The organism is Chryseobacterium tongliaonense (genome assembly GCF_041224435.1).
Lineage (GTDB): Bacteria > Bacteroidota > Bacteroidia > Flavobacteriales > Weeksellaceae > Chryseobacterium > Chryseobacterium tongliaoense.
This window is the reverse complement of sequence record NZ_JBGFFD010000003.1, coordinates 254,418-272,676: the sequence shown is the minus strand read 5'-3', so window position 1 is coordinate 272,676 and position 18,259 is coordinate 254,418. Positions and strand designations below refer to the sequence as shown.

Sequence of the window (18,259 nt, the reverse complement as noted above, 5' to 3'; positions counted from 1 at the left end):
ATGATGCCTAAAGATAAGATTATTTATACTTCGCCTTCAAAAAAATCCTTCAGATACTGCTGCTTACTGTCTTCCTGCCTTTCCGTTCCCAGGAATTTTTTCCATGCTCTGGATTCATGATATACAATGCCCATTTCCCAGACACAATAAGTAGGAATATGAATGCCTTTTCTGTCCCATATTTCAAATTTTCCGGAGCCGTCATAGTAAACACTTTCCCACAATTCGTTTTCATTTCGCCATGTGCAGACCAGTAACAGATAATTTTCATTACAACGGTGAAGAATTACAAAGCCTGAATCTTCTTTATCCTGAAAATTTTCTGCTGAATTTTCTATACATGCTCTGGCGTTGCTGATATCCCCGGAAGATATATTTTCAGGATCCTTAGCAAGATTATACCATTTGAATGTGGTTTTTCCTACGGTGAAAACATCCCGGGGAACTGCAAATTTAGACGGATAAGAAGTAGAACTCATATTAATCTGTTTTTTGATTGGAGAATTTTAAAATGGGATACAACGGGCAGACTCGCAATTTTTAATAATCTGATTTATCACCTTGTGTTATAGATTTTATTCATTCTAAATTATAGAAAAAATCCGTAAATTTGTAAACAATTTATAGTAAAGTATGTTGACGAAAGAAAAGGTTCAAGATTTCCTTAAAGAGATAGAAGTAGACGATTTGGTGAATAACCTTCAGATCATGGGGGATGATGTGTATATTGACATGACTGCCCATTCACCGGCGATGCACGAGAAAAAAAAGTTAGAAGCTGCCATGAAACAGGCTTTTGCCAGTGAATTCGGAGAAGATGTTCATTTAAAAATTAAAATCGTTTCTCCGGAACCGAGTGAGATTCAGCAGAGTCAGATCAAAGGGAAACAAATTCCCGGGATTCAGAATATTATAGCTATTGCTTCCGGAAAAGGAGGGGTAGGTAAATCTACGGTTGCTGCCAATATGGCGGTTACCCTTGCTAAAATGGGCTTTAAAGTAGGCTTATTGGACGCAGATATCTACGGGCCGTCTGTTCCTACCATGTTTGATACGGAAGGGCAAAAACCGATTTCTGTAGAAATTAATGGTAAAAACCTGATGAAACCTATTGAAAATTATGGAGTAAAAATGCTTTCCATAGGTTATTTTTCAGGAGCTAATCAGGCTGTAGTCTGGAGAGGCCCGATGGCTTCAAAAGCATTAAACCAGATGATCAGAGATGCTGCCTGGGGAGAGCTTGACTTTTTATTAATCGACTTGCCTCCGGGAACAGGGGATATTCATTTATCGATCATTCAGGAAGTTCCTGTTACGGGAGCGGTAATTGTAAGCACGCCTCAGCATGTGGCACTGGCAGACGTAAGAAAAGGGATTGCCATGTTCCAGATGGAAAGTATTAATATTCCGGTTCTTGGATTAATCGAAAATATGGCGTATTTTACGCCGGAAGAATTACCTGACAATAAATATTATATCTTTGGAAACCAGGGAGCCCAATATTTAGCGGATGATCTGAAAATTCCGGTACTGGGAGAGATTCCGTTGATCCAGAGTATCAGAGAGGCGGGAGATGTCGGAAGACCTGCTGCTTTACAGGAAAATTCTAAAATTGCAGAGATCTATACGGAAACTGCTCGTAATATGGTGGAAAGCCTTGTGGAAAGAAATAAATTTCTTCCGCCGACAGAAGCTGTGAAGATCACAACGATGGCAGGCTGCTCTCCGAAAGCTAAAAAATAAATAAAATTCAAGTTGATTTTTTTTAAAACCAATTGAACTGAAGAAAATATGGAAACAAATATAACACACGAAGATACCGTAACAAAAGTAATGGAAGCTCTTGAAAGTATCCGTCCGTTCCTCAATAAAGACGGCGGTGATATTGAGCTTATTGATGTGAAAGATAACTCGGTTTATGTAAAACTGTTGGGAAATTGTTCCGGATGTTCATTGAATTTTTCAACCCTGAAGCTGGGCGTTGAAAATACAATCAAACAGCACGCTCCGGAAATTGAAAAAGTAATCAGCGTAGAATAAAAAATAATAAGCATATATTTTTTAGAGACAGGTTTTTAACCTGTCTTTTTTTATCAAAACAAATTAAATTTTTTATCTCTGTTTTATCCGATTAACTGTATTAAATTATGCATGGAATAGGAATTGTTTTCAATGTCATCCATAAAAATGTTGTTTTACAGATAATAAATTTTTCTTCCAAGTTTATTTTTAATAGAAATCTTCTTAAAAACCTGTGTAGTAGGGAAATTTCTTCTCAAAAAATACGTTATCGGTCTACATGTTGCATTGCTTTTGTGCAAAAAATTGAAAAGCATATTACTTTCCCTGAAGCGTATCCTGAAAGGTCCCTGTGAGAGTTATCATTAAAAAAACTAAAACAAAACTATGAAAAAAGTACTCATTGCAGATGATCGATATGTTGTGAGAATCGGTACCGCATTATTGTTAGAATCAAAAATTAATCATCCGTGCAGCATTGATTTTGCTGAAAACTATGCTGAAACCCGGGAAAAAGTCTCTAAAGAAAACTACGACCTGCTGATCCTTGATATTGATATGGCCGACAGTATTTATAAGGCGATGGTAAAAGAGCTTAAAAAGGAGCACAGGGATCTTAAGATCATGATATTTTCCAATTATGATGAAAATGTAGGAATTCAGTATATAGAAGAAGGAGCTGAAGGATACCTTAATAAAAGAGCCTCGGAATCGGAAATCCTGAAAGGAATGAATGCCATGTTGGAAGAAGGGTATTATTATCCGTCAAAAATGGTAAGCCGGCTCATTACCCATTCAAGAGATAACAATACAGTGGAGCACCTTTCTAAAGGGAGTTTCAGATATTTAAACTGTTGGCCCAGGGAAACGGAAATATTGAAATAGCTAATATTCTGGACATCAGAATGTCTACAATCAGCACTTATAAAAAGAAGATATTTGAAAAACTGAATGTCAAAAATGTAGTTGATTTGGTTCGTATCTATGATGACCTGCATTAATTTTTAAATGAATAAGTGCTAAAGACAGGTTTTTCAGCCTGTCTTTTTTTTACTGTTTTAGCTTTAAAATTTCACTTTTTTTGACTATATTTGAGAAAACACGCACTTATGTTTGAATTTCTCCAAAATTTAGATTCTCTTCATCAGGGCTTTTGGTATGTTGCCCTGACTGCCAGTTTGATTTTTTTGGTTCAGACAGTTCTTACCTTCATTGGTAGTGACCATACCAGCGGGCTTCATGCAGATTTTGACGGAAACCTTACCCATACTGATGCCCCATTTCAGTTATTCTCTTTCAGAAACCTTATTAATTTCCTTTTAGGATTCGGATGGAGTGGTGTGGCATTTTATAATTCTATAGGAAGCAAGCCGCTTCTGATTTTTATATCCGTATTGATCGGGATGGGCTTTGTTATTTTATTTTTCATCCTGATTTTTCAGATCTTAAAGCTTACGGAAGACAATACGTTTAAAATAGAAAACCTCATCGGTAAAACGGGTGAAGTGTATCTTACCATTCCTGCCAATATGAGCGGAAAAGGAAAAATTTTAATCTCTGTAAACGGAGCCCACCATGAGCTTCAGGCCATGACGGAATCTGAAGAAAGCATCCCTTCAAGCCATTCGGTGAGAGTGATCTATATCTACGACAAAGTACTTGTTGTTGCAAAAATTTAAATTATCAACCATTTTATAAACTATTTATGGAAATTCCAGGAACTCTTATTCTTATACTGGTCATAGTATTTGTATTATTCGTAACGTTTTTAGCCCTTATTTCAAGGTATAAAAGATGTCCTTCGGATAAAATTCTAGTCATTTACGGTAAAACAGGCGGAAGCTCTGCAAAATGTATTCACGGTGGCGGGGCTTTTGTATGGCCGGTCATTCAGGATTATGCTTATCTGGATCTGAAGCCGATTTCTATTGAAGCCAATCTTACCAATGCTTTATCCAGGCAAAATATCCGTGTGGATGTACCCTGCCGGTTCACCATTGCCATTTCCACAGAACCGGATTCTATGGGAAATGCTGCAGAAAGATTATTGGGATTATCCCAGGAGCAGATTCAGGAGCTTTCCAAAGATATCCTTTTCGGACAGCTTCGTCTGGTGATTGCAACGATGACGATTGAAGAGATCAATTCAGACCGGGATAAATTCCTGGATAATATTTCTAAAAACGTAGATACGGAATTAAAAAAGATAGGCTTAAAGCTTATCAACGTTAACGTTACCGATATCAGGGACGAGTCAGGATATATTGAAGCTTTGGGTAAAGAAGCTGCTGCTAAAGCGATCAACGAAGCCATTATCAGCGTTGCGGAACAGACTAAGATCGGGGAAACCGGTAAAGCCATTGCCGACAGGGAAAAAGATACCCAGATTGCTGAAACACAGAGAGACCGCGACGTTAAAATTGCGATCACCCAAAAAGATAAGGAGATCAGTATTGCAGCGGCGATGAAAGATGAATCGATCGGTAAGGCTGAAGCTGAAAAAGAATCCAGGATTGCCACATCACTAGCCAATTCAATTGCAGTAAAAGGGGAAAACGAAGCCAAAATTACCATTGCCAATTCTGATGCGGAAAGAAGAGAAAAAGAAGCCGAAGCTCTAAGAATTGCCACAGCAGCTGAAAAAGTCCAGGCGGCAAGATCATTGGAAGAAGCTTATCTTGCCGAGCAGAAAGCAGAAACGGCAAGAGCTGAAAGAGAGCGATCTACCCAACAAGCCAATATTGTAGTGCATGCAGAAATTGCAAAACAAAAAGCCATCATTGATGCACAGGCAGAAGCCGAGAAAATAAGGCTACAGGCCAAAGGGGAAGCAGACGCTATTTTCGCCAAAATGGAAGCCGAAGCCAAAGGTCTTTACGAAATCCTAACCAAGCAGGCGGAAGGTTATGATAAAGTAGTACAAGCTGCGGGCGGTGATACCCAGAGTGCATTCCAATTACTGTTGATTGAGAAGCTTCCTGAGTTGGTTAAAACCCAGGTAGAAGCCGTTAAGAATATTAAAATAGATAAAGTGACGGTTTGGGACAGTGGAAACGGGCAGGATGGAAACAGCTCTACAGCTAATTTCGTTTCGGGGATGATGAAAACGGTACCGCCTTTAAACGATCTGTTCAATATGGCGGGTCTCAATCTGCCGGATTATCTGAAGGGCAGGCCCGATGAAGTTCAGAAAGAGATTGTGAAAATCGTAGAGAAAAAAGACAAAAAGAATTTTGATGATATGTCTTCCGGGAATGAAGCACCCAAAGATGATGCACCTAAAGAATAAAATAGGAGACAGGTTTTTAGCCTGTCTTTTTTATTTAATTTATAATTCAGATACAGTCTTGTTATATGCAATAAGTTCATTTAATGATAATTTGAGGTCTCAGATATATCGGATGAGGTTTTGAACTCATATTTTGGGGTTCTTGAAGCGATTTTTTAAGGTCTTTAACCCCATTTGAGAGGTTCTCAACCTCAAATTTCAGGTTGTATAACCCCAACAGATATGTAAAAAACCTCATTGGATGAGTTCGGAATCCCGACGGAGTATTTCAGAACCCCATAAAAGCAATATAAAGCCCTGAACATTTGTTCAGGGCCTTATAGTATGTGTATTCTACTTCTTATTTAGTCTCATTGGGGAAATCACCTGCTGGTTTATTTCTTTAATAAACTTTCAATCAGCTTACTTTGTATTTCAATCAGTTTTGCAATTTGCTCCTGATTCTTCAATATGCTTTGTGCTATTTCGGGAGATTGCATATTGAATACTGGATTGTATTGGTTAATTGTTCCTGCACTTGATAAATCGCTGAATTGATTATTCGAGATATTTACTTGAATTCCTTCATTTAATAATTCATTAATATCTACCTCTAGTTCCTTTGCAATTTTACTTAGTAATAATGAGTTAGGAACATTTTTGTCTGACTCAATACTTGAAATAGTACTTTGTGCTACATCAATACGTAATGCTAAATCGTCTTGGGAAAGACCTTTAGCTTCTCTGAATCTTTTTACTCTAGTTCCTATACTCATAATATCGATATTTTGTTCAAAAATAACAAAATATCGATGATATTGAAAGAAAAATTAATTTAGTTTTGTAAAAAATCACTTCGATGTGATTTGAAAAAAAATTATATATTTAGCAACTTAAAAAACACAAATGATTATGAGAAAAAGAATTATTCTCAGGCTATTCTTATTTGTAGCTGTAAGTATTTCGTTGTGCTCCTGTGTACATGATGAAATGTATTCAACCTCTGATCCTTCTTCTAAGGAATACCAGTCTAAAAGCCTCTGGAAAGAAGATGAGGTTTATATTATTAATGTAAAGGAGATCTATGAAAAAAATGAAGATAAAATACGAAAAGGACACGGGACACCGCTTTGGGATTATGCTATGACCATGGATAAATTCGATGAAAGTTATCTTTTGGTCCCAATTAAACAGAATGGAGAAGTCTCTGAGGTCTTGGAAGTGCCAAGATTTGGAAAGAAGATTTATTTTAAATACACTACTGCTAAAGAGAAATTATCATTTTTTAGAAAGTTTTTGATAGATACACCTAAAAAAACACTTCCAACTTCATTAAGTAATGATGCCTCAAAAATAATTTGTGTAACCAGAACGGTTTCTATCTGGTATCCTGATAATGAAAGTGATCCGAATGCAAGCGGGCACTGGGGCAGTACCTCATATACACAGTGCTATGATATAACGATAGATACCTTTGAAAATCCTGATACTGGGGGTGATGGCGGAGGCTATGATTATCCACCGTTTGGCAGCGGTGGCGGAGATATAGATTCAACATTACTCCCAAAAACACCCTGTGCCATATTGAAAGAGCAAATTACCAATATTGGCTATATGGATAAAATTGAGAAGCTAGATAAGTATTCTGTTTTGAGCCAAAAAAAAGAAAAAGGATATTCAGAAAGTAAAAGCGGAGGATTTACAGAACTTCAACAGGCTGCCTCCACTGAGGGATCTGACGGGCTAACCATACCGGTATCAGTAAATACAAAGGGGTACATCCATACTCATTTAAATGATTATTTAACTACTTTTAATGAAAATAATGAACCTGAAATAAGACAACCAATTAGAATGTTTTCTCCTGCAGATGTAAATACATTAATGACAATGGCAGAATTTGCGGCGGATGGAAATTATAGTGATCTTTACGGTACGATGGTTTCAAGCTATGGAAATTATACTATTAAATTTACTGGAACAGCAGCAGATATTAAAACAGGGTTTGATTCAACTAAATGGAATGATGATTACATAGATTATAAAGTATTACATGATTCTTGGTCTTTTGAAAAGTTATTTCTTAACTTTTTGAAATATAAAATGAATGTTCAAGGTGTTGACTTGTACAAAATAAAAGATAATGGCACTGTACAGAGAAAAGTATTAAACCCAGCAAATAATAATGTCAGTTCAAATGACTGCCCACAATAATTTAAAAAATAAAAAATGAAAAATACATTATTTATATCCACATTTTTATTAATGATGATTTCCTGTAAAGCGCAAGTTATTGGTACATTAGAACAATTCGAGGAATGTCAAAAAAGACCAAACCGGGACGAAGGCTGTCCGGATCTTGATAATATTACCTATGTAAAAGACACAAATAATAGGCTTAATCAGTTTGTAGGAACTTGGAAGGGTTCATTTGCAGGGAAACAATATGAAATACATTTTGAAAAGATAATCCAATTCGGGGATGATATAAAATGGGATAGAATATTTGGAAGAATGATTATAAAAAATAATTCTGGAACTATTATTTATAATTCATTAAATAAATCTTTATCCGAAACGGGATTACTTCGAGGGTCTAATTTTAGAGGCAGGGTTTATCTGTTGAGCTTTGTAGCAAATTCATATTGCAATGATAGTGGAGAAGCTTTTATTGAAATTTCCAAAACCAACCCTAATCAAATGACCTTATTTTTTGACAGAGATAAGACATCATTTAATCCTGCAAAATGTCCTAACTTTTCTACTTATGTTCCAACATTACCAAAAGATAAAATGATATTGATTAAGCAATAAGTAAGTATAGAGGATTTTTATCTATAAAATATTATTATGAAATCTATAATCCTATTTGTGGTTTTTTTTGTTTCGTTTTCCTGCAAAGCGCAAGTTATTGGTACATTAGAACAGTTTGAGGAATGCCAGAAAAGACCAAACCGAGATGAAGTTGGTTGTCCTGACTTAGAGAATATCACTTATGTAAAAGACACCAATAATAGACTTAATCAATTTGTAGGAACTTGGAAAGGTTCAGCCAATGGAAAACAATATGAAATAAAACTAGAAAAAAAGACAAATTACAAAGATGACCCTTCTGATGAAAGGACATGGGACATGATAATAGGAAGAATGCTTATAAAAAATAGCTCTGGAAATATTATTTATACTTCTATGAATAAACCAGATAAGGATACTTATTTTTTTGGATATAATTTTCAAAGCAGAGCTTATGTTATGAGTTTCATTGCAAATTCATATTGTATTGACAGGGGAGAAGTTTTTATTGAAATATCTAAGACAAATCCAAATACAATGTTTTTTCATTTTTCCAGAGACATAGGACATTATGATCCTGCAAAATGCCCTAATTTCACAACCTATGTTCCAGTACTACCAAAAGAAAAAATAACATTGACTAAGCAGTAATTTGTAAAAATATACTATCTAAACTGGTTTTCATTTAAAAAAGCTCGATGTAAAATCGAGCTTTTTTAATCAACTAAATAATATATTCTATTTTACAATTACCCTTTTGATCTGTCCTTCTGAAGTTTTTACAAGATAAACTCCTGTAGACAACCTTGAAGTTTCTATTGTTAAAGCATTTTTCTCTTTCCCGATAAGTTTTCCGGACATATCGTATAATTCGTAATCCTGAGCTCTGTTGAAATATAAGGTATTTCCTTTTGCTACCGGATTTGGGAATATGTTGAACGTAGCTTTTTCTGCTTTTATTTCGCCGGTGCTTAATGTAGGAGAAGTTACTTCATACATGGATAAAGTTCCGCTGATCTCATTGGCAATTACTACATATCCTTTTCCTGTAGTTGTATTTTCAGGAGCGATGTAAGTGATTCCTTCCGGGCCGTTATCACCTCCGTAAGCAGATGTGGAGCGGGAATGTTTGTAATCTGTGAAAGTTGGGTTGTTGGGATCTGTAATATTATATACCATTACTCCGCCGGTTCTTTCTAAAGTAATGAAAGCATAAGTCTGTCCGCCGATAACTCCTAAAGCTACTCCTTCCGGTTCAGGGCCTTTGGCACGGCTTCTGCTTTTTATCGCGTTGCTTTCATTATCAGCATTGAAAATTAAAGGATGATTGGCGGCAATATATCTTTCAAACCGGTCACCACTGTCATAAACGATCTGTTTTGTATCAGCGTTGAAAATAGAGAATGAGCGGGCTCCTAAAGCTGCAATTTCTTCAAATTCCGCATCTCCGTCTGTGTTTCCTGTTGCGTTTGAAACTCTGAATCTTCCTAAATTGTAAGAAGCTTTTAAGATCGAAGACTGTGGGAAAAGAGTGGCATCCAAAGTATAATTATTGGCTCCTACAGTCGTTCTTTCGCTGAATCCGGAAAGGTCTTTTTCATCTCCTTCATTAGCTGTTACAATATAATTTGTTCCGCCTACCTTATAATTCTGAACGGCATCAGGCGTATAGTAAGCTTTTACAGGCCAGTTGGCGATTAAAACTTCATTGTTATTATCCGAAGCATCGAATCCGTTTCCTGGCAGGCTCATATCTTTTTTACCCAGTCCCCAGATTCCGGTGATGGTTTTGGTCGCAAGATTAATTTCGGCAACAGCGTTGTTTTCCTGAAGAGTTACCCATGCTTTCTGACTGTCTGAGCTTACGGTTACATATTCAGGTTCCAGATCCTGGGAAAGCGTATTGGCTGTTCTTACTTTTCTTAATCCTGTTGCCATTAATGCAGCTACCTGAGAATCATAATTGTTGAAATTAAGCGTCGTTACATTACTTTGGGTAAGGTTATTAATTCCTCCTGAAATATCAATGATACTCACTGTACCTTCCGGGTCTACGGTATAGGCATCGTTAGGCTCACCCTCGTTAGCTGTAATTACCTTAGTGCCGTCCGGTGTGAAGGTGATCATATCCGGTAGAGCTCCAACCGTTACTTGTTTCAGGAAGTTTCCGTTGATATCGAAGAAAATAACCGATCCGTTTTGCTGTGGGTTTGAATTAGGGGAAGAAACCGCTAAGATTCCGTTTTTAACAGCAATGCTTGTAATTCCGCCATACGCAGCCATATTCACTGTCTGAATTACCGATGGAGTGGTTGGATTACTGAAATCGACGATGTCAAAAACATCCGTCAAAGAGCTTATGGTAAACAGCCTTTGGGAAGCAGGATCATGTACTACGATTTCCGTAGAACTGTTGTTGTTTCCTGAAGGATCAAAGCTTCCTATATAATTTAACTGAATCTGCTGGGAAGGAACCGGAGCAGGTTTGTCATTATCAACAATATACACCGTTGAAAAATTATCACCTGAAATGGTTGTGCCCACCGGGTTTTCAAGGCTTACTACAAAATATTCCGCACTTTGTTCTTCCAGCGTATCATCAATAATCGGAATGTTTACCGTATAGCTTGTTGTAGAAGGTGTGATATTAATGGTTTGGTTGGTTAACGTAAAATCATTGCTGTCTGCTGTGCTGAAAGGCGCGGGTTTTACCACAAGATTTACTGTTGAGGCTGCAGGGTTATTAACGTTTATTTTAAAACTTAAACTTCCGGCATTTTCATTTACTTTAATAAAATTCTTATCTAAGGAAATTGATGTGCCGGCTGTGGTGAAAGTGGTTGAAGTAGTCGTTGATACACCATTGTCACTTAAATCTTCTACCGTATTAGGCTTTAATGCCAGATAATATGTCTGGTTGGGAAGTAACGCTGAAGCCGGGATAATGGTAATTTTATTATTAGCAAAAGTCGTTGTGAAGGGAACGGGCGTACCAGAAGAATTACCTAAACGGAATTCAACAAGGTTTTGTGCATTAGAATCGGTAATCGCGGAATTATCTGCTAACCTTACATTTTCATTAAAAGCAATGGTAGGATTTACAGTTGTAGAAGCATTGTTTGTGCTGTTGGCCGGCAAATAAGATACAGCGGGAGGAGTAGTATCCGCACCGCCTGAAGCTGTTGCATCAACCGTAAAGTTATCAAAACGGTTATTTCCTACCGTTCCTCCTGTACCTGCAGCGAATTCAACTTTTAATTTGAAATTAGGATTATTGGCTACTCCGGCTACTCCTGAAAAATCAAAAGTAATGAGCTGTGGATTGGCATCTTGTGGAGTAACGATCTGGTATTGTGTATAGGAAGTTCCGTCTGTAGAATAATACCAGGTTTGTGTTCCGGCACCTGATCCGGATCTTCGGGTGGTAAATTTTACAATAACATTATTATATCCTGTAGTAGGTAGAGAAAATTGTAAACCGCCTCCGATAGGATTGTTGAATCTTAAATGAGTCCCTGAAGGATCATTATTTCTTGCATTTAAATTATCAACATTAAAGTTTTGTCCGGTTCCGCCGGCAAAATCGATCACACTTGTTCCACCGGAAAGAGCAGCCAGGGCTGATCCGCTTACAAGGGAAGAGGTAGGAGTGGTAATTGAGGTTTCGGAGGTATTGTTGTTAAAGTTCCAATAATGGATCAACGACTGCCCGAATACAGATCCCTGAAATAAAACAGCGATAGGCAGGATGCCTCTGAAAAGATAATTATTCGTCATTTTTACTCAAATTTTGATTAGTGCAAAAATGAACTTTATCCTTTGTAAATATTTTAATGGAATCTTAAGAAATAATTAATAATATGTAATCATATAAAAACTTTCTTAGAATCAAAATAGCTTTGTTCTATTTTGAGGACTTCTGATCAACCGGGCTTTTCATCGGTGAAACTTTTTCCATTGGATGCTTTTGCATGTAGAAAAACCCTGAAATTGCAGTTAAAACCAGGAGAATAAAAACAACCATGAAAATTCTTTTTAGCATTTCTTTCATTTGGACAGATTTTTAATATCACGAATTTCTAATGTTGAGGTTGGGTATCCCTTCTGTACGGCATGCACCATAGCTTTTCCCACTTCATGCAGGGTAAGTGACTTCGACGGTAAAAGCACCGGAAACAGCCAGATAAAAGGTGTGAAAAACCATTTTACTTGGGTTTGGCCATCAACAGGCTTCATAAAACCGGGACGGAAATTGTAGGCTGCTTTAAAATTCAATTTCTTTAAAGCATTTTCGGTTCTTCCCTTTACTCTTGCCCACATGGTTTTTCCGCTTTCAGTGCTGTCGGTATGAGATCCTGAGACATAGTTAAAAACCATTCCCGGGTTTTGGTTTAAAACCGCTTTAGCAAAATGAAGGGTTGTGTCATAGGTAATCTTAGTATAATCTTCTTCATTCATTCCCACACTGCTGATCCCGGCACAAAAAAAGCAGGCATCATATCCTTTCAGATGGTCATCATCAATAGATATGCTTAAAAAATCTGAAACAATATATTCTTTCAGCTTAGCATGTTTTTTCCCTGAAGGTTTCCTGCTAACACTTAGAATTTCAGAAACATCAGGATTTTCGAGACATTCCATTAAAACGCCTTCGCCTACCATGCCGGTTGCCCCTGTAAGAATTACTTTGATCGAGTTCATTTTTTTAAGGTTATATTTTGATGACGATTGGTTCTTTAAATTTACTTTAAAATATTTTATGAAAAAAAATAAATTTAATTATTCGTAATAATATTTAATATTTAATTCATATTCTTTAATGTGAAAAATTGGATAACCCCGATTGTGATTAACTCTTTCAGGTGAAAAATAAAAGGTTTCCGTTGAAAATGATAAGCAACTTCTCGAAACGACAGAAACAAAAAAACCGGATGCAAAGGCAACCGGTTGATATTTTTAATTTTTAAAACTATTTCTTGTGGCGTAGTTGATTGTATATATTATGGATAAGACCATCAGCTACGGAGATTTTAGGAACGAATATCTTATTGATTTCAGCCCATGACATAACATTATTGAAAATTTTTAAGGCAGGAACCAATACATCTGCACGGTCTTCCCTCAAATTATATTTTGTCATTCTTTCTTCTACACTAAGATCATTAAATTCCTTATGTGTTTTTTTAAGATGGGCCAAAGACATCGGTCTGCCATCTTTAGTCTTGCTCATTGAAAACACTTTATTGATGTTCCCGCCGGATCCGATAGCTACGATTGGTCTTTTACTGACAATGTGTGTTTTTATTTCCTCCTTCATTTCTTTCCAGTTGTCAACGGTTACCAGATTATTCAACAGGCGGATCGTACCGATGTTGAATGATTTCTCATACATCATTTTACCATTTTCATAGAATGTAAGCTCTGTAGAACCGCCTCCTACATCGATATACAGATAGGCGAATTCTTTATCCAAGCCTTCTGCCACATGGTTTTCATAGACTAAAGTCGCTTCTTCATCCCCGGAAATAATTTCAATATCAATGCCGGACAGCTTTTTGACTTCCGTGATAATATGCTGACCGTTTTCAGCATCACGCATTGCGCTCGTAGCACAGGCTCTGTAATGATCTACCTTATAAATTTTCATCAGATCGCTAAAGATTTTCATGGAATCAATTACCATTTTTTCTCTTTCTTCACCGATTTTTCCCAGCGTGAATACATCCATTCCCAATCTCAGGGGAATCCTCAGAAGATTGAGTTTAATGAATTCGGGCTTTTTGTTATTTATTTTGACCTCATTAATTAAAAGTCGGGCGGCATTACTTCCTATATCTATAGCTGCAATCTTCATTTTACATTTGTTTTAGCTTTTAAATATTTATACGTTTCTATCTGAGAGCGGCAGTCATCCTTGTCATTTCTTATATATTCGTTGCTTAGTTTTTTATCTAAAATTCTCGCTTTTACATTATCTCTAAGCTGAATATCAATAATATCCTTTAATTCCTTTTTCAGGTCTTTATCTGTAATCTTTGCAGCAGCTTCAATTCTGTAGTCAAGGTTTCTGGTCATCCAGTCTGCAGAAGAGATATACATGTCCTCTGCTCCTTTATTATAAAAATACATTACCCTTGCGTGTTCCAGATATTCATCAACAATACTGATGGCCTTTATCTTTTCCTTAAATTCTTTTTGGTTGACCACACAGTAAATTCCCCTTACAATCATCCTTACTGACACTCCGGCATTGGCAGCCTCATATAATTTAATAATTAAAGCGCGGTCACTTACCGAGTTGGCTTTTATAATAATTTCTGCTTTTTTTCCTGCTTTGGCTTCCTCAATTTCCTTATCAATATGATGCACGATTTTTTCACGCATAAACTGGGGGCAAACTAATAAATTTTTACAAGTTTTCAAAATAGGAAGATAATCTTCTTTAGGTTTCTTTAATACATTGAAAATTTTATTAATATCTGCCATGATATGACGGTCAGAAGTCATCAGCAAATGATCACCATAAATCCTTGCTGTTTTTTCATTAAAATTCCCGGTACTTACAAAACCGTACTGAATTGTTTTATTGTGTGCTCTTTTTTTAATAACACAAAGCTTTGCGTGAACTTTTTTGTCTGGGATGCCAACCAGAACGGTAATTCCTTCAGGTTCCAGCATTTCTTTCCAGTTCAGGTTGGATTCTTCATCGAATCTTGCCTGAAGCTCAAGCATTACGGTTACCTCTTTACCGTTTCTTGCGGCATAAATCAAGGCATTGATGATTTTTGAGCTGCTTGCCAAACGGTAGGCCGTAATCTGAATAGATTTTACATCCGGATCCATCGCTGCTTCACGGAGAAGATCGATCACCGGGTTATATTTGTGATAAGGGAAGGTAAGCAATACGTCATTTTTTAAAATAACATCCGTCACTCTTTCCCCATGTTCAAAAGCCTGATGAGTAAAAGAAGTTCTTTCCACAGGCCTCTCATACTTTTCAAAAACATCCGGGAAATCCATAAAATGTTTGAAATTATGGATTTTTCCACCGGGGATGATGCTGTCTTTTTTGGTTAAATTAAGCTTACGGATCAGTAATTCCAGTAAAGCTTTATCCATATCTTTATCAAAAACAAATCGGGTAGGTTTCCCTTTTCTCCTGTTTTTAAGTCCTTTTTCTATCTTTTCTGCGAAGTTGGTTCTGATATCATTATCCAGGTCCAGTTCGGCATCTTTTGTCACTTTGAAGGCGTTGGCAGCAAACTCGTCATATCCGAAATAAGAGAAAATGTGTGGTAAATTAAATGTGATAACATCTTCCAAAAGCATTACATTTTTTTCTTCAGGATCCTCAGTCGGCAGAAGTACAAACCTTCCTACAAACCGGGAAGGGATCTCAATGATCGCATAATTGCTCTGATATTGCCAGTCTTTTTTTCGCATGGCTACCCCGAGATAAAGACTTTTATCTCTTAAATAAGGCATTGAGGTGTTTTCATGAAGCAGAATCGGAATGACATTGGATTCCACGACTTCGTCAAAATATCTTCTGACAAACTCTTTCTGTTTGGCAGTCAGGTTTTTTGAAGTTTTAATGGAAACCTTGTGATCAGCCATTTCGCCCTGAATTTTTTTCCAGGTTTTATCGAAATTCTGCTGATGTCTGATGACGATCTCATTGATTCTCTGTAATATCTTTGAAGGCGGCTGGTAAAAAGATTCGGCAATTACTTTTTCCTTAAAATCCATGGCGCGTTTTAATCCGGCAACCCGTACTCTGAAAAATTCATCTAAATTATTGGAGAAAATCCCGAGAAAACGGATTCTTAAGTGTAAAGGCACTTTCTCGTCCATTGCTTCCTGTAAAACTCTTTCATTAAAAGCAAGCCATGTAATATCTCTCGGATTAAAATGTAATGACATATTTGTGTAAAATTTCTCAAAAATAGCAATTCACAGACTTTCTGTATCTATAGGTAAGATTAAACTTTAATTAATTTTTAACAGATCCTTAATAATCAGTTTGAATCGTATACATATCAGATTTTTATTGGTCATTTAAAGGTACGAAAGATGTTGAAATAAGTGAAAATATTTCCTGATATTTATTTTGAAACAATGATTATTGCAGGGTTTTATTTTGGGTGTGCCAATTTGTCATAAAATTTTGAATGGTATGAATATTGAGAAATGTAGAGTGTAAATTAAACTTAAAAATTAGAAAAAATAAAAATATTATGAGTAAAATAATTGGAATTGACTTAGGTACAACCAACTCGTGTGTTGCTGTAATGGAGGGGAAAGACCCTGTTGTAATCCCTAATGCAGAAGGAAAAAGAACAACCCCTTCTATCGTAGCATTTACAGAAGACGGAGAAAGAAAAGTAGGTGATCCTGCAAAAAGACAGGCTGTAACGAATCCAAAGAAAACAGTATATTCTATCAAAAGATTTATTGGAACTCATTTTAAAGATGATGCTAGTGAAATTTCAAGAGTACCTTACGAAGTAGTAAAAGGTCCGAATGACACAGTAAAAGTTAAAATCGACGATAGAGAATATACTCCGCAGGAAATTTCTGCAATGACTCTTCAGAAAATGAAGAAAACTGCTGAAGATTATCTTGGTCAGGAAGTAACAAGAGCGGTAATCACTGTTCCTGCATACTTTAACGATGCACAAAGACAAGCTACTAAAGAAGCCGGAGAAATCGCAGGCCTTAAAGTAGAAAGAATTATCAACGAACCTACCGCTGCAGCATTGGCTTACGGTTTGGATAAAAATCATAAAGATCAGAAAATCGCTGTATATGACCTTGGAGGCGGTACTTTCGATATCTCTATCCTTGATTTGGGAGATGGTGTATTCGAAGTATTATCTACAAACGGAGATACACATTTAGGAGGTGATGACTTTGATGATGTGATCATCAACTGGATGGCTGATGAGTTCAAAGCAGAAGAAGGAGTAGATTTAAAATCTGATGCAATCGCATTACAAAGATTGAAAGAAGCTGCTGAAAAGGCAAAAATCGAGTTATCTTCTTCTCCACAGACTGAGATCAACCTGCCATACATCACAGCTACAGCTACAGGTCCTAAACACTTGGTAAAGAGCTTAACGAAAGCTAAATTTGAGCAGTTAGCTGCTGACTTGGTGAGAAGATCTATGGAGCCTGTTGCAAAAGCTTTAAAAGATGCAGGATTATCAACTTCAGATATCGACGAAGTGATCCTGGTAGGAGGTTCTACAAGAATCCCGATCATTCAGGAAGAAGTAGAAAAGTTCTTCGGTAAAAAACCGTCTAAAGGAGTAAATCCGGATGAGGTGGTAGCAATTGGTGCTGCAATTCAGGGGGGAGTTTTAACAGGAGACGTAAAAGATGTATTGCTTCTTGATGTTACCCCGCTTTCTTTAGGAATCGAAACAATGGGTTCTGTATTCACTAAATTAATTGAAGCAAATACAACAATCCCAACTAAAAAATCTGAGGTATTCTCTACAGCTTCTGATAACCAGCCGGCTGTAAGCATCAGAGTAGGACAGGGTGAAAGACCAATGTTCAACGATAACAAAGAAATCGGTAGATTCGACCTTGCAGATATCCCACCGGCACCAAGAGGAGTTCCTCAGATCGAAGTAACTTTCGATATTGATGCCAACGGTATCTTAAGTGTTTCTGCTAAAGATAAAGGAACAGGAAAAGAGCAGACGATCAAAATCCAGGCATCTTCAGGTCTTTCTGACGACGAAATCGAAAGAATGAAAAAAGAAGCTCAGGAAAATGCTTCTGCTGATGCGAAGAAAAAAGAAGAAGTTGAAATCTTCAACAAAGCTGACGGATTGATCTTCCAGACTGAAAAACAATTGAAAGAGTTTGGTGATAAGCTTTCTGCTGATAAAAAAGCAGCAATCGAAGCCGCTCATGCAGAATTGAAAACAGCATTCGAAGCGAAAAACGGAGATGATGTAAAAGCTAAAACAGAAGCTTTAGATGCAGCATGGATGGCCGCTTCAGAAGAATTATATGCAGCAGGACAACAAGCTCAGGGAACTGATGCAGGTGCACAGAATCCTGGTGGAAATGCAGGTGCTGATGATGTACAGGATGCAGACTTCGAAGAAGTAAAATAATAGTTGTAAGTAAACCTTACATTTGGTTATACAACCGCAGTAAACA

17 protein-coding genes are annotated in these 18,259 nt (G+C 36.8%); 10 read left to right on the top strand and 7 right to left on the bottom strand.

Annotation, left to right across the window (positions count from 1 at the left end):
- Positions 1-23 precede the first annotated feature (23 nt).
- Positions 24-479, bottom strand: coding sequence for a hypothetical protein (locus AB8P06_RS08755; protein ID WP_369840560.1), 456 nt, complete (start codon positions 477-479; stop codon positions 24-26).
- Between the two features lie 154 nt (positions 480-633).
- Here AB8P06_RS08755 and AB8P06_RS08750 point away from each other — a divergent pair, with 154 nt between their 5' ends.
- The 6 genes from AB8P06_RS08750 (at position 634) to AB8P06_RS08725 (ending at position 5,308) form a co-directional block, all read left to right on the top strand.
- Positions 634-1,743 (top strand): Mrp/NBP35 family ATP-binding protein, encoded by a 1,110-nt coding sequence (locus tag AB8P06_RS08750; protein ID WP_369840558.1) that lies wholly within the window; start codon positions 634-636, stop codon positions 1,741-1,743.
- A gap of 48 nt (positions 1,744-1,791) precedes the next feature.
- Positions 1,792-2,040: a NifU family protein gene (locus AB8P06_RS08745; RefSeq protein WP_007840996.1), complete on the top strand. Its 249-nt coding sequence runs from the start codon at positions 1,792-1,794 to the stop codon at positions 2,038-2,040.
- 366 nt (positions 2,041-2,406) lie between these two features.
- Positions 2,407-2,904: a response regulator gene (locus AB8P06_RS08740; protein WP_369840555.1), complete on the top strand. Its 498-nt coding sequence runs from the start codon at positions 2,407-2,409 to the stop codon at positions 2,902-2,904.
- Complete coding sequence (locus AB8P06_RS08735) at positions 2,874-3,020, top strand: helix-turn-helix domain-containing protein (protein WP_369840553.1); 147 nt, start codon at positions 2,874-2,876, stop codon at positions 3,018-3,020. Before AB8P06_RS08740 ends, AB8P06_RS08735 begins: the two co-directional genes overlap by 31 nt.
- A 108-nt stretch (positions 3,021-3,128) precedes the next feature.
- Positions 3,129-3,698: a serine protease gene (locus AB8P06_RS08730; RefSeq protein WP_369840551.1), complete on the top strand. Its 570-nt coding sequence runs from the start codon at positions 3,129-3,131 to the stop codon at positions 3,696-3,698.
- A gap of 26 nt (positions 3,699-3,724) precedes the next feature.
- Positions 3,725-5,308 (top strand): flotillin family protein, encoded by a 1,584-nt coding sequence (locus AB8P06_RS08725; RefSeq protein WP_369840549.1) that lies wholly within the window; start codon positions 3,725-3,727, stop codon positions 5,306-5,308.
- Positions 5,309-5,682: 374 nt separating this feature from the next.
- Here AB8P06_RS08725 and AB8P06_RS08720 read toward each other — a convergent pair whose 3' ends face one another.
- Positions 5,683-6,063, bottom strand: a complete 381-nt coding sequence (locus AB8P06_RS08720; protein ID WP_369840547.1) for a helix-turn-helix domain-containing protein — start codon at positions 6,061-6,063, stop codon at positions 5,683-5,685.
- A gap of 136 nt (positions 6,064-6,199) precedes the next feature.
- On the opposite strand from AB8P06_RS08720, the gene AB8P06_RS08715 reads away from it, so the two are divergent.
- The 3 genes from AB8P06_RS08715 to AB8P06_RS08705 are packed head-to-tail and all read left to right on the top strand — an operon-like array spanning position 6,200 to position 8,731.
- Positions 6,200-7,501 (top strand): hypothetical protein, encoded by a 1,302-nt coding sequence (locus AB8P06_RS08715; protein ID WP_369840546.1) that lies wholly within the window; start codon positions 6,200-6,202, stop codon positions 7,499-7,501.
- Positions 7,502-7,516: 15 nt separating this feature from the next.
- Positions 7,517-8,101: a DUF6705 family protein gene (locus AB8P06_RS08710; protein WP_369840544.1), complete on the top strand. Its 585-nt coding sequence runs from the start codon at positions 7,517-7,519 to the stop codon at positions 8,099-8,101.
- A gap of 36 nt (positions 8,102-8,137) precedes the next feature.
- A complete protein-coding gene (locus AB8P06_RS08705; RefSeq protein ID WP_369840542.1) occupies positions 8,138-8,731 on the top strand; it encodes a DUF6705 family protein in 594 nt (197 codons plus the stop codon).
- 87 nt (positions 8,732-8,818) lie between these two features.
- Here the strand turns inward: AB8P06_RS08705 and AB8P06_RS08700 are convergent, their stop codons facing one another.
- From AB8P06_RS08700 to ppk1, 5 genes are all read right to left on the bottom strand, one after another.
- Complete coding sequence (locus tag AB8P06_RS08700) at positions 8,819-11,857, bottom strand: choice-of-anchor I family protein (RefSeq protein WP_369840540.1); 3,039 nt, start codon at positions 11,855-11,857, stop codon at positions 8,819-8,821.
- 127 nt (positions 11,858-11,984) lie between these two features.
- On the bottom strand, positions 11,985-12,131 hold the full coding sequence (locus AB8P06_RS08695; protein ID WP_369840538.1) for a hypothetical protein: 147 nt from the start codon (positions 12,129-12,131) through the stop codon (positions 11,985-11,987).
- Positions 12,128-12,781, bottom strand: coding sequence for an NAD-dependent epimerase/dehydratase family protein (locus tag AB8P06_RS08690; RefSeq protein ID WP_369840536.1), 654 nt, complete (start codon positions 12,779-12,781; stop codon positions 12,128-12,130). The genes AB8P06_RS08695 and AB8P06_RS08690 overlap by 4 nt, the downstream gene beginning before the upstream one ends.
- A gap of 268 nt (positions 12,782-13,049) precedes the next feature.
- Complete coding sequence (locus AB8P06_RS08685) at positions 13,050-13,934, bottom strand: Ppx/GppA phosphatase family protein (RefSeq protein ID WP_369840534.1); 885 nt, start codon at positions 13,932-13,934, stop codon at positions 13,050-13,052.
- Positions 13,931-16,003: a polyphosphate kinase 1 gene (gene ppk1 / locus AB8P06_RS08680; protein WP_369840532.1), complete on the bottom strand. Its 2,073-nt coding sequence runs from the start codon at positions 16,001-16,003 to the stop codon at positions 13,931-13,933. The genes AB8P06_RS08685 and ppk1 overlap by 4 nt, the downstream gene beginning before the upstream one ends.
- A 314-nt stretch (positions 16,004-16,317) precedes the next feature.
- On the opposite strand from ppk1, the gene dnaK reads away from it, so the two are divergent.
- Positions 16,318-18,213 carry a molecular chaperone DnaK gene (dnaK, locus tag AB8P06_RS08675; protein WP_369840530.1) on the top strand — a complete coding sequence of 632 codons (1,896 nt, stop codon included), beginning with the start codon at positions 16,318-16,320 and terminating at the stop codon, positions 18,211-18,213.
- The last annotated feature ends 46 nt before the right edge of the window (positions 18,214-18,259 follow it).

Excerpts from the sequence above, each read along its gene's own strand:
- AB8P06_RS08755 (WP_369840560.1), bottom strand. The coding sequence starts at position 479 with ATGAGTTCTACTTCTTATCCGTCTAAATTTGCAGTTCCCCGGGATGTT.
- AB8P06_RS08745 (WP_007840996.1), top strand. The coding sequence starts at position 1,792 with ATGGAAACAAATATAACACACGAAGATACCGTAACAAAAGTAATGGAA.
- AB8P06_RS08685 (WP_369840534.1), bottom strand. The coding sequence starts at position 13,934 with ATGAAGATTGCAGCTATAGATATAGGAAGTAATGCCGCCCGACTTTTA.
- dnaK (WP_369840530.1), top strand. The coding sequence starts at position 16,318 with ATGAGTAAAATAATTGGAATTGACTTAGGTACAACCAACTCGTGTGTT.
- AB8P06_RS08710 (WP_369840544.1), top strand. The coding sequence starts at position 7,517 with ATGAAAAATACATTATTTATATCCACATTTTTATTAATGATGATTTCC.
- AB8P06_RS08705 (WP_369840542.1), top strand. The coding sequence starts at position 8,138 with ATGAAATCTATAATCCTATTTGTGGTTTTTTTTGTTTCGTTTTCCTGC.
- AB8P06_RS08700 (WP_369840540.1), bottom strand. The coding sequence starts at position 11,857 with ATGACGAATAATTATCTTTTCAGAGGCATCCTGCCTATCGCTGTTTTA.
- AB8P06_RS08740 (WP_369840555.1), top strand. The coding sequence starts at position 2,407 with ATGAAAAAAGTACTCATTGCAGATGATCGATATGTTGTGAGAATCGGT.
- AB8P06_RS08715 (WP_369840546.1), top strand. The coding sequence starts at position 6,200 with ATGAGAAAAAGAATTATTCTCAGGCTATTCTTATTTGTAGCTGTAAGT.
- AB8P06_RS08695 (WP_369840538.1), bottom strand. The coding sequence starts at position 12,131 with ATGAAAGAAATGCTAAAAAGAATTTTCATGGTTGTTTTTATTCTCCTG.
- AB8P06_RS08720 (WP_369840547.1), bottom strand. The coding sequence starts at position 6,063 with ATGAGTATAGGAACTAGAGTAAAAAGATTCAGAGAAGCTAAAGGTCTT.
- AB8P06_RS08730 (WP_369840551.1), top strand. The coding sequence starts at position 3,129 with ATGTTTGAATTTCTCCAAAATTTAGATTCTCTTCATCAGGGCTTTTGG.
- ppk1 (WP_369840532.1), bottom strand. The coding sequence starts at position 16,003 with ATGTCATTACATTTTAATCCGAGAGATATTACATGGCTTGCTTTTAAT.
- AB8P06_RS08690 (WP_369840536.1), bottom strand. The coding sequence starts at position 12,781 with ATGAACTCGATCAAAGTAATTCTTACAGGGGCAACCGGCATGGTAGGC.
- AB8P06_RS08750 (WP_369840558.1), top strand. The coding sequence starts at position 634 with ATGTTGACGAAAGAAAAGGTTCAAGATTTCCTTAAAGAGATAGAAGTA.
- AB8P06_RS08725 (WP_369840549.1), top strand. The coding sequence starts at position 3,725 with ATGGAAATTCCAGGAACTCTTATTCTTATACTGGTCATAGTATTTGTA.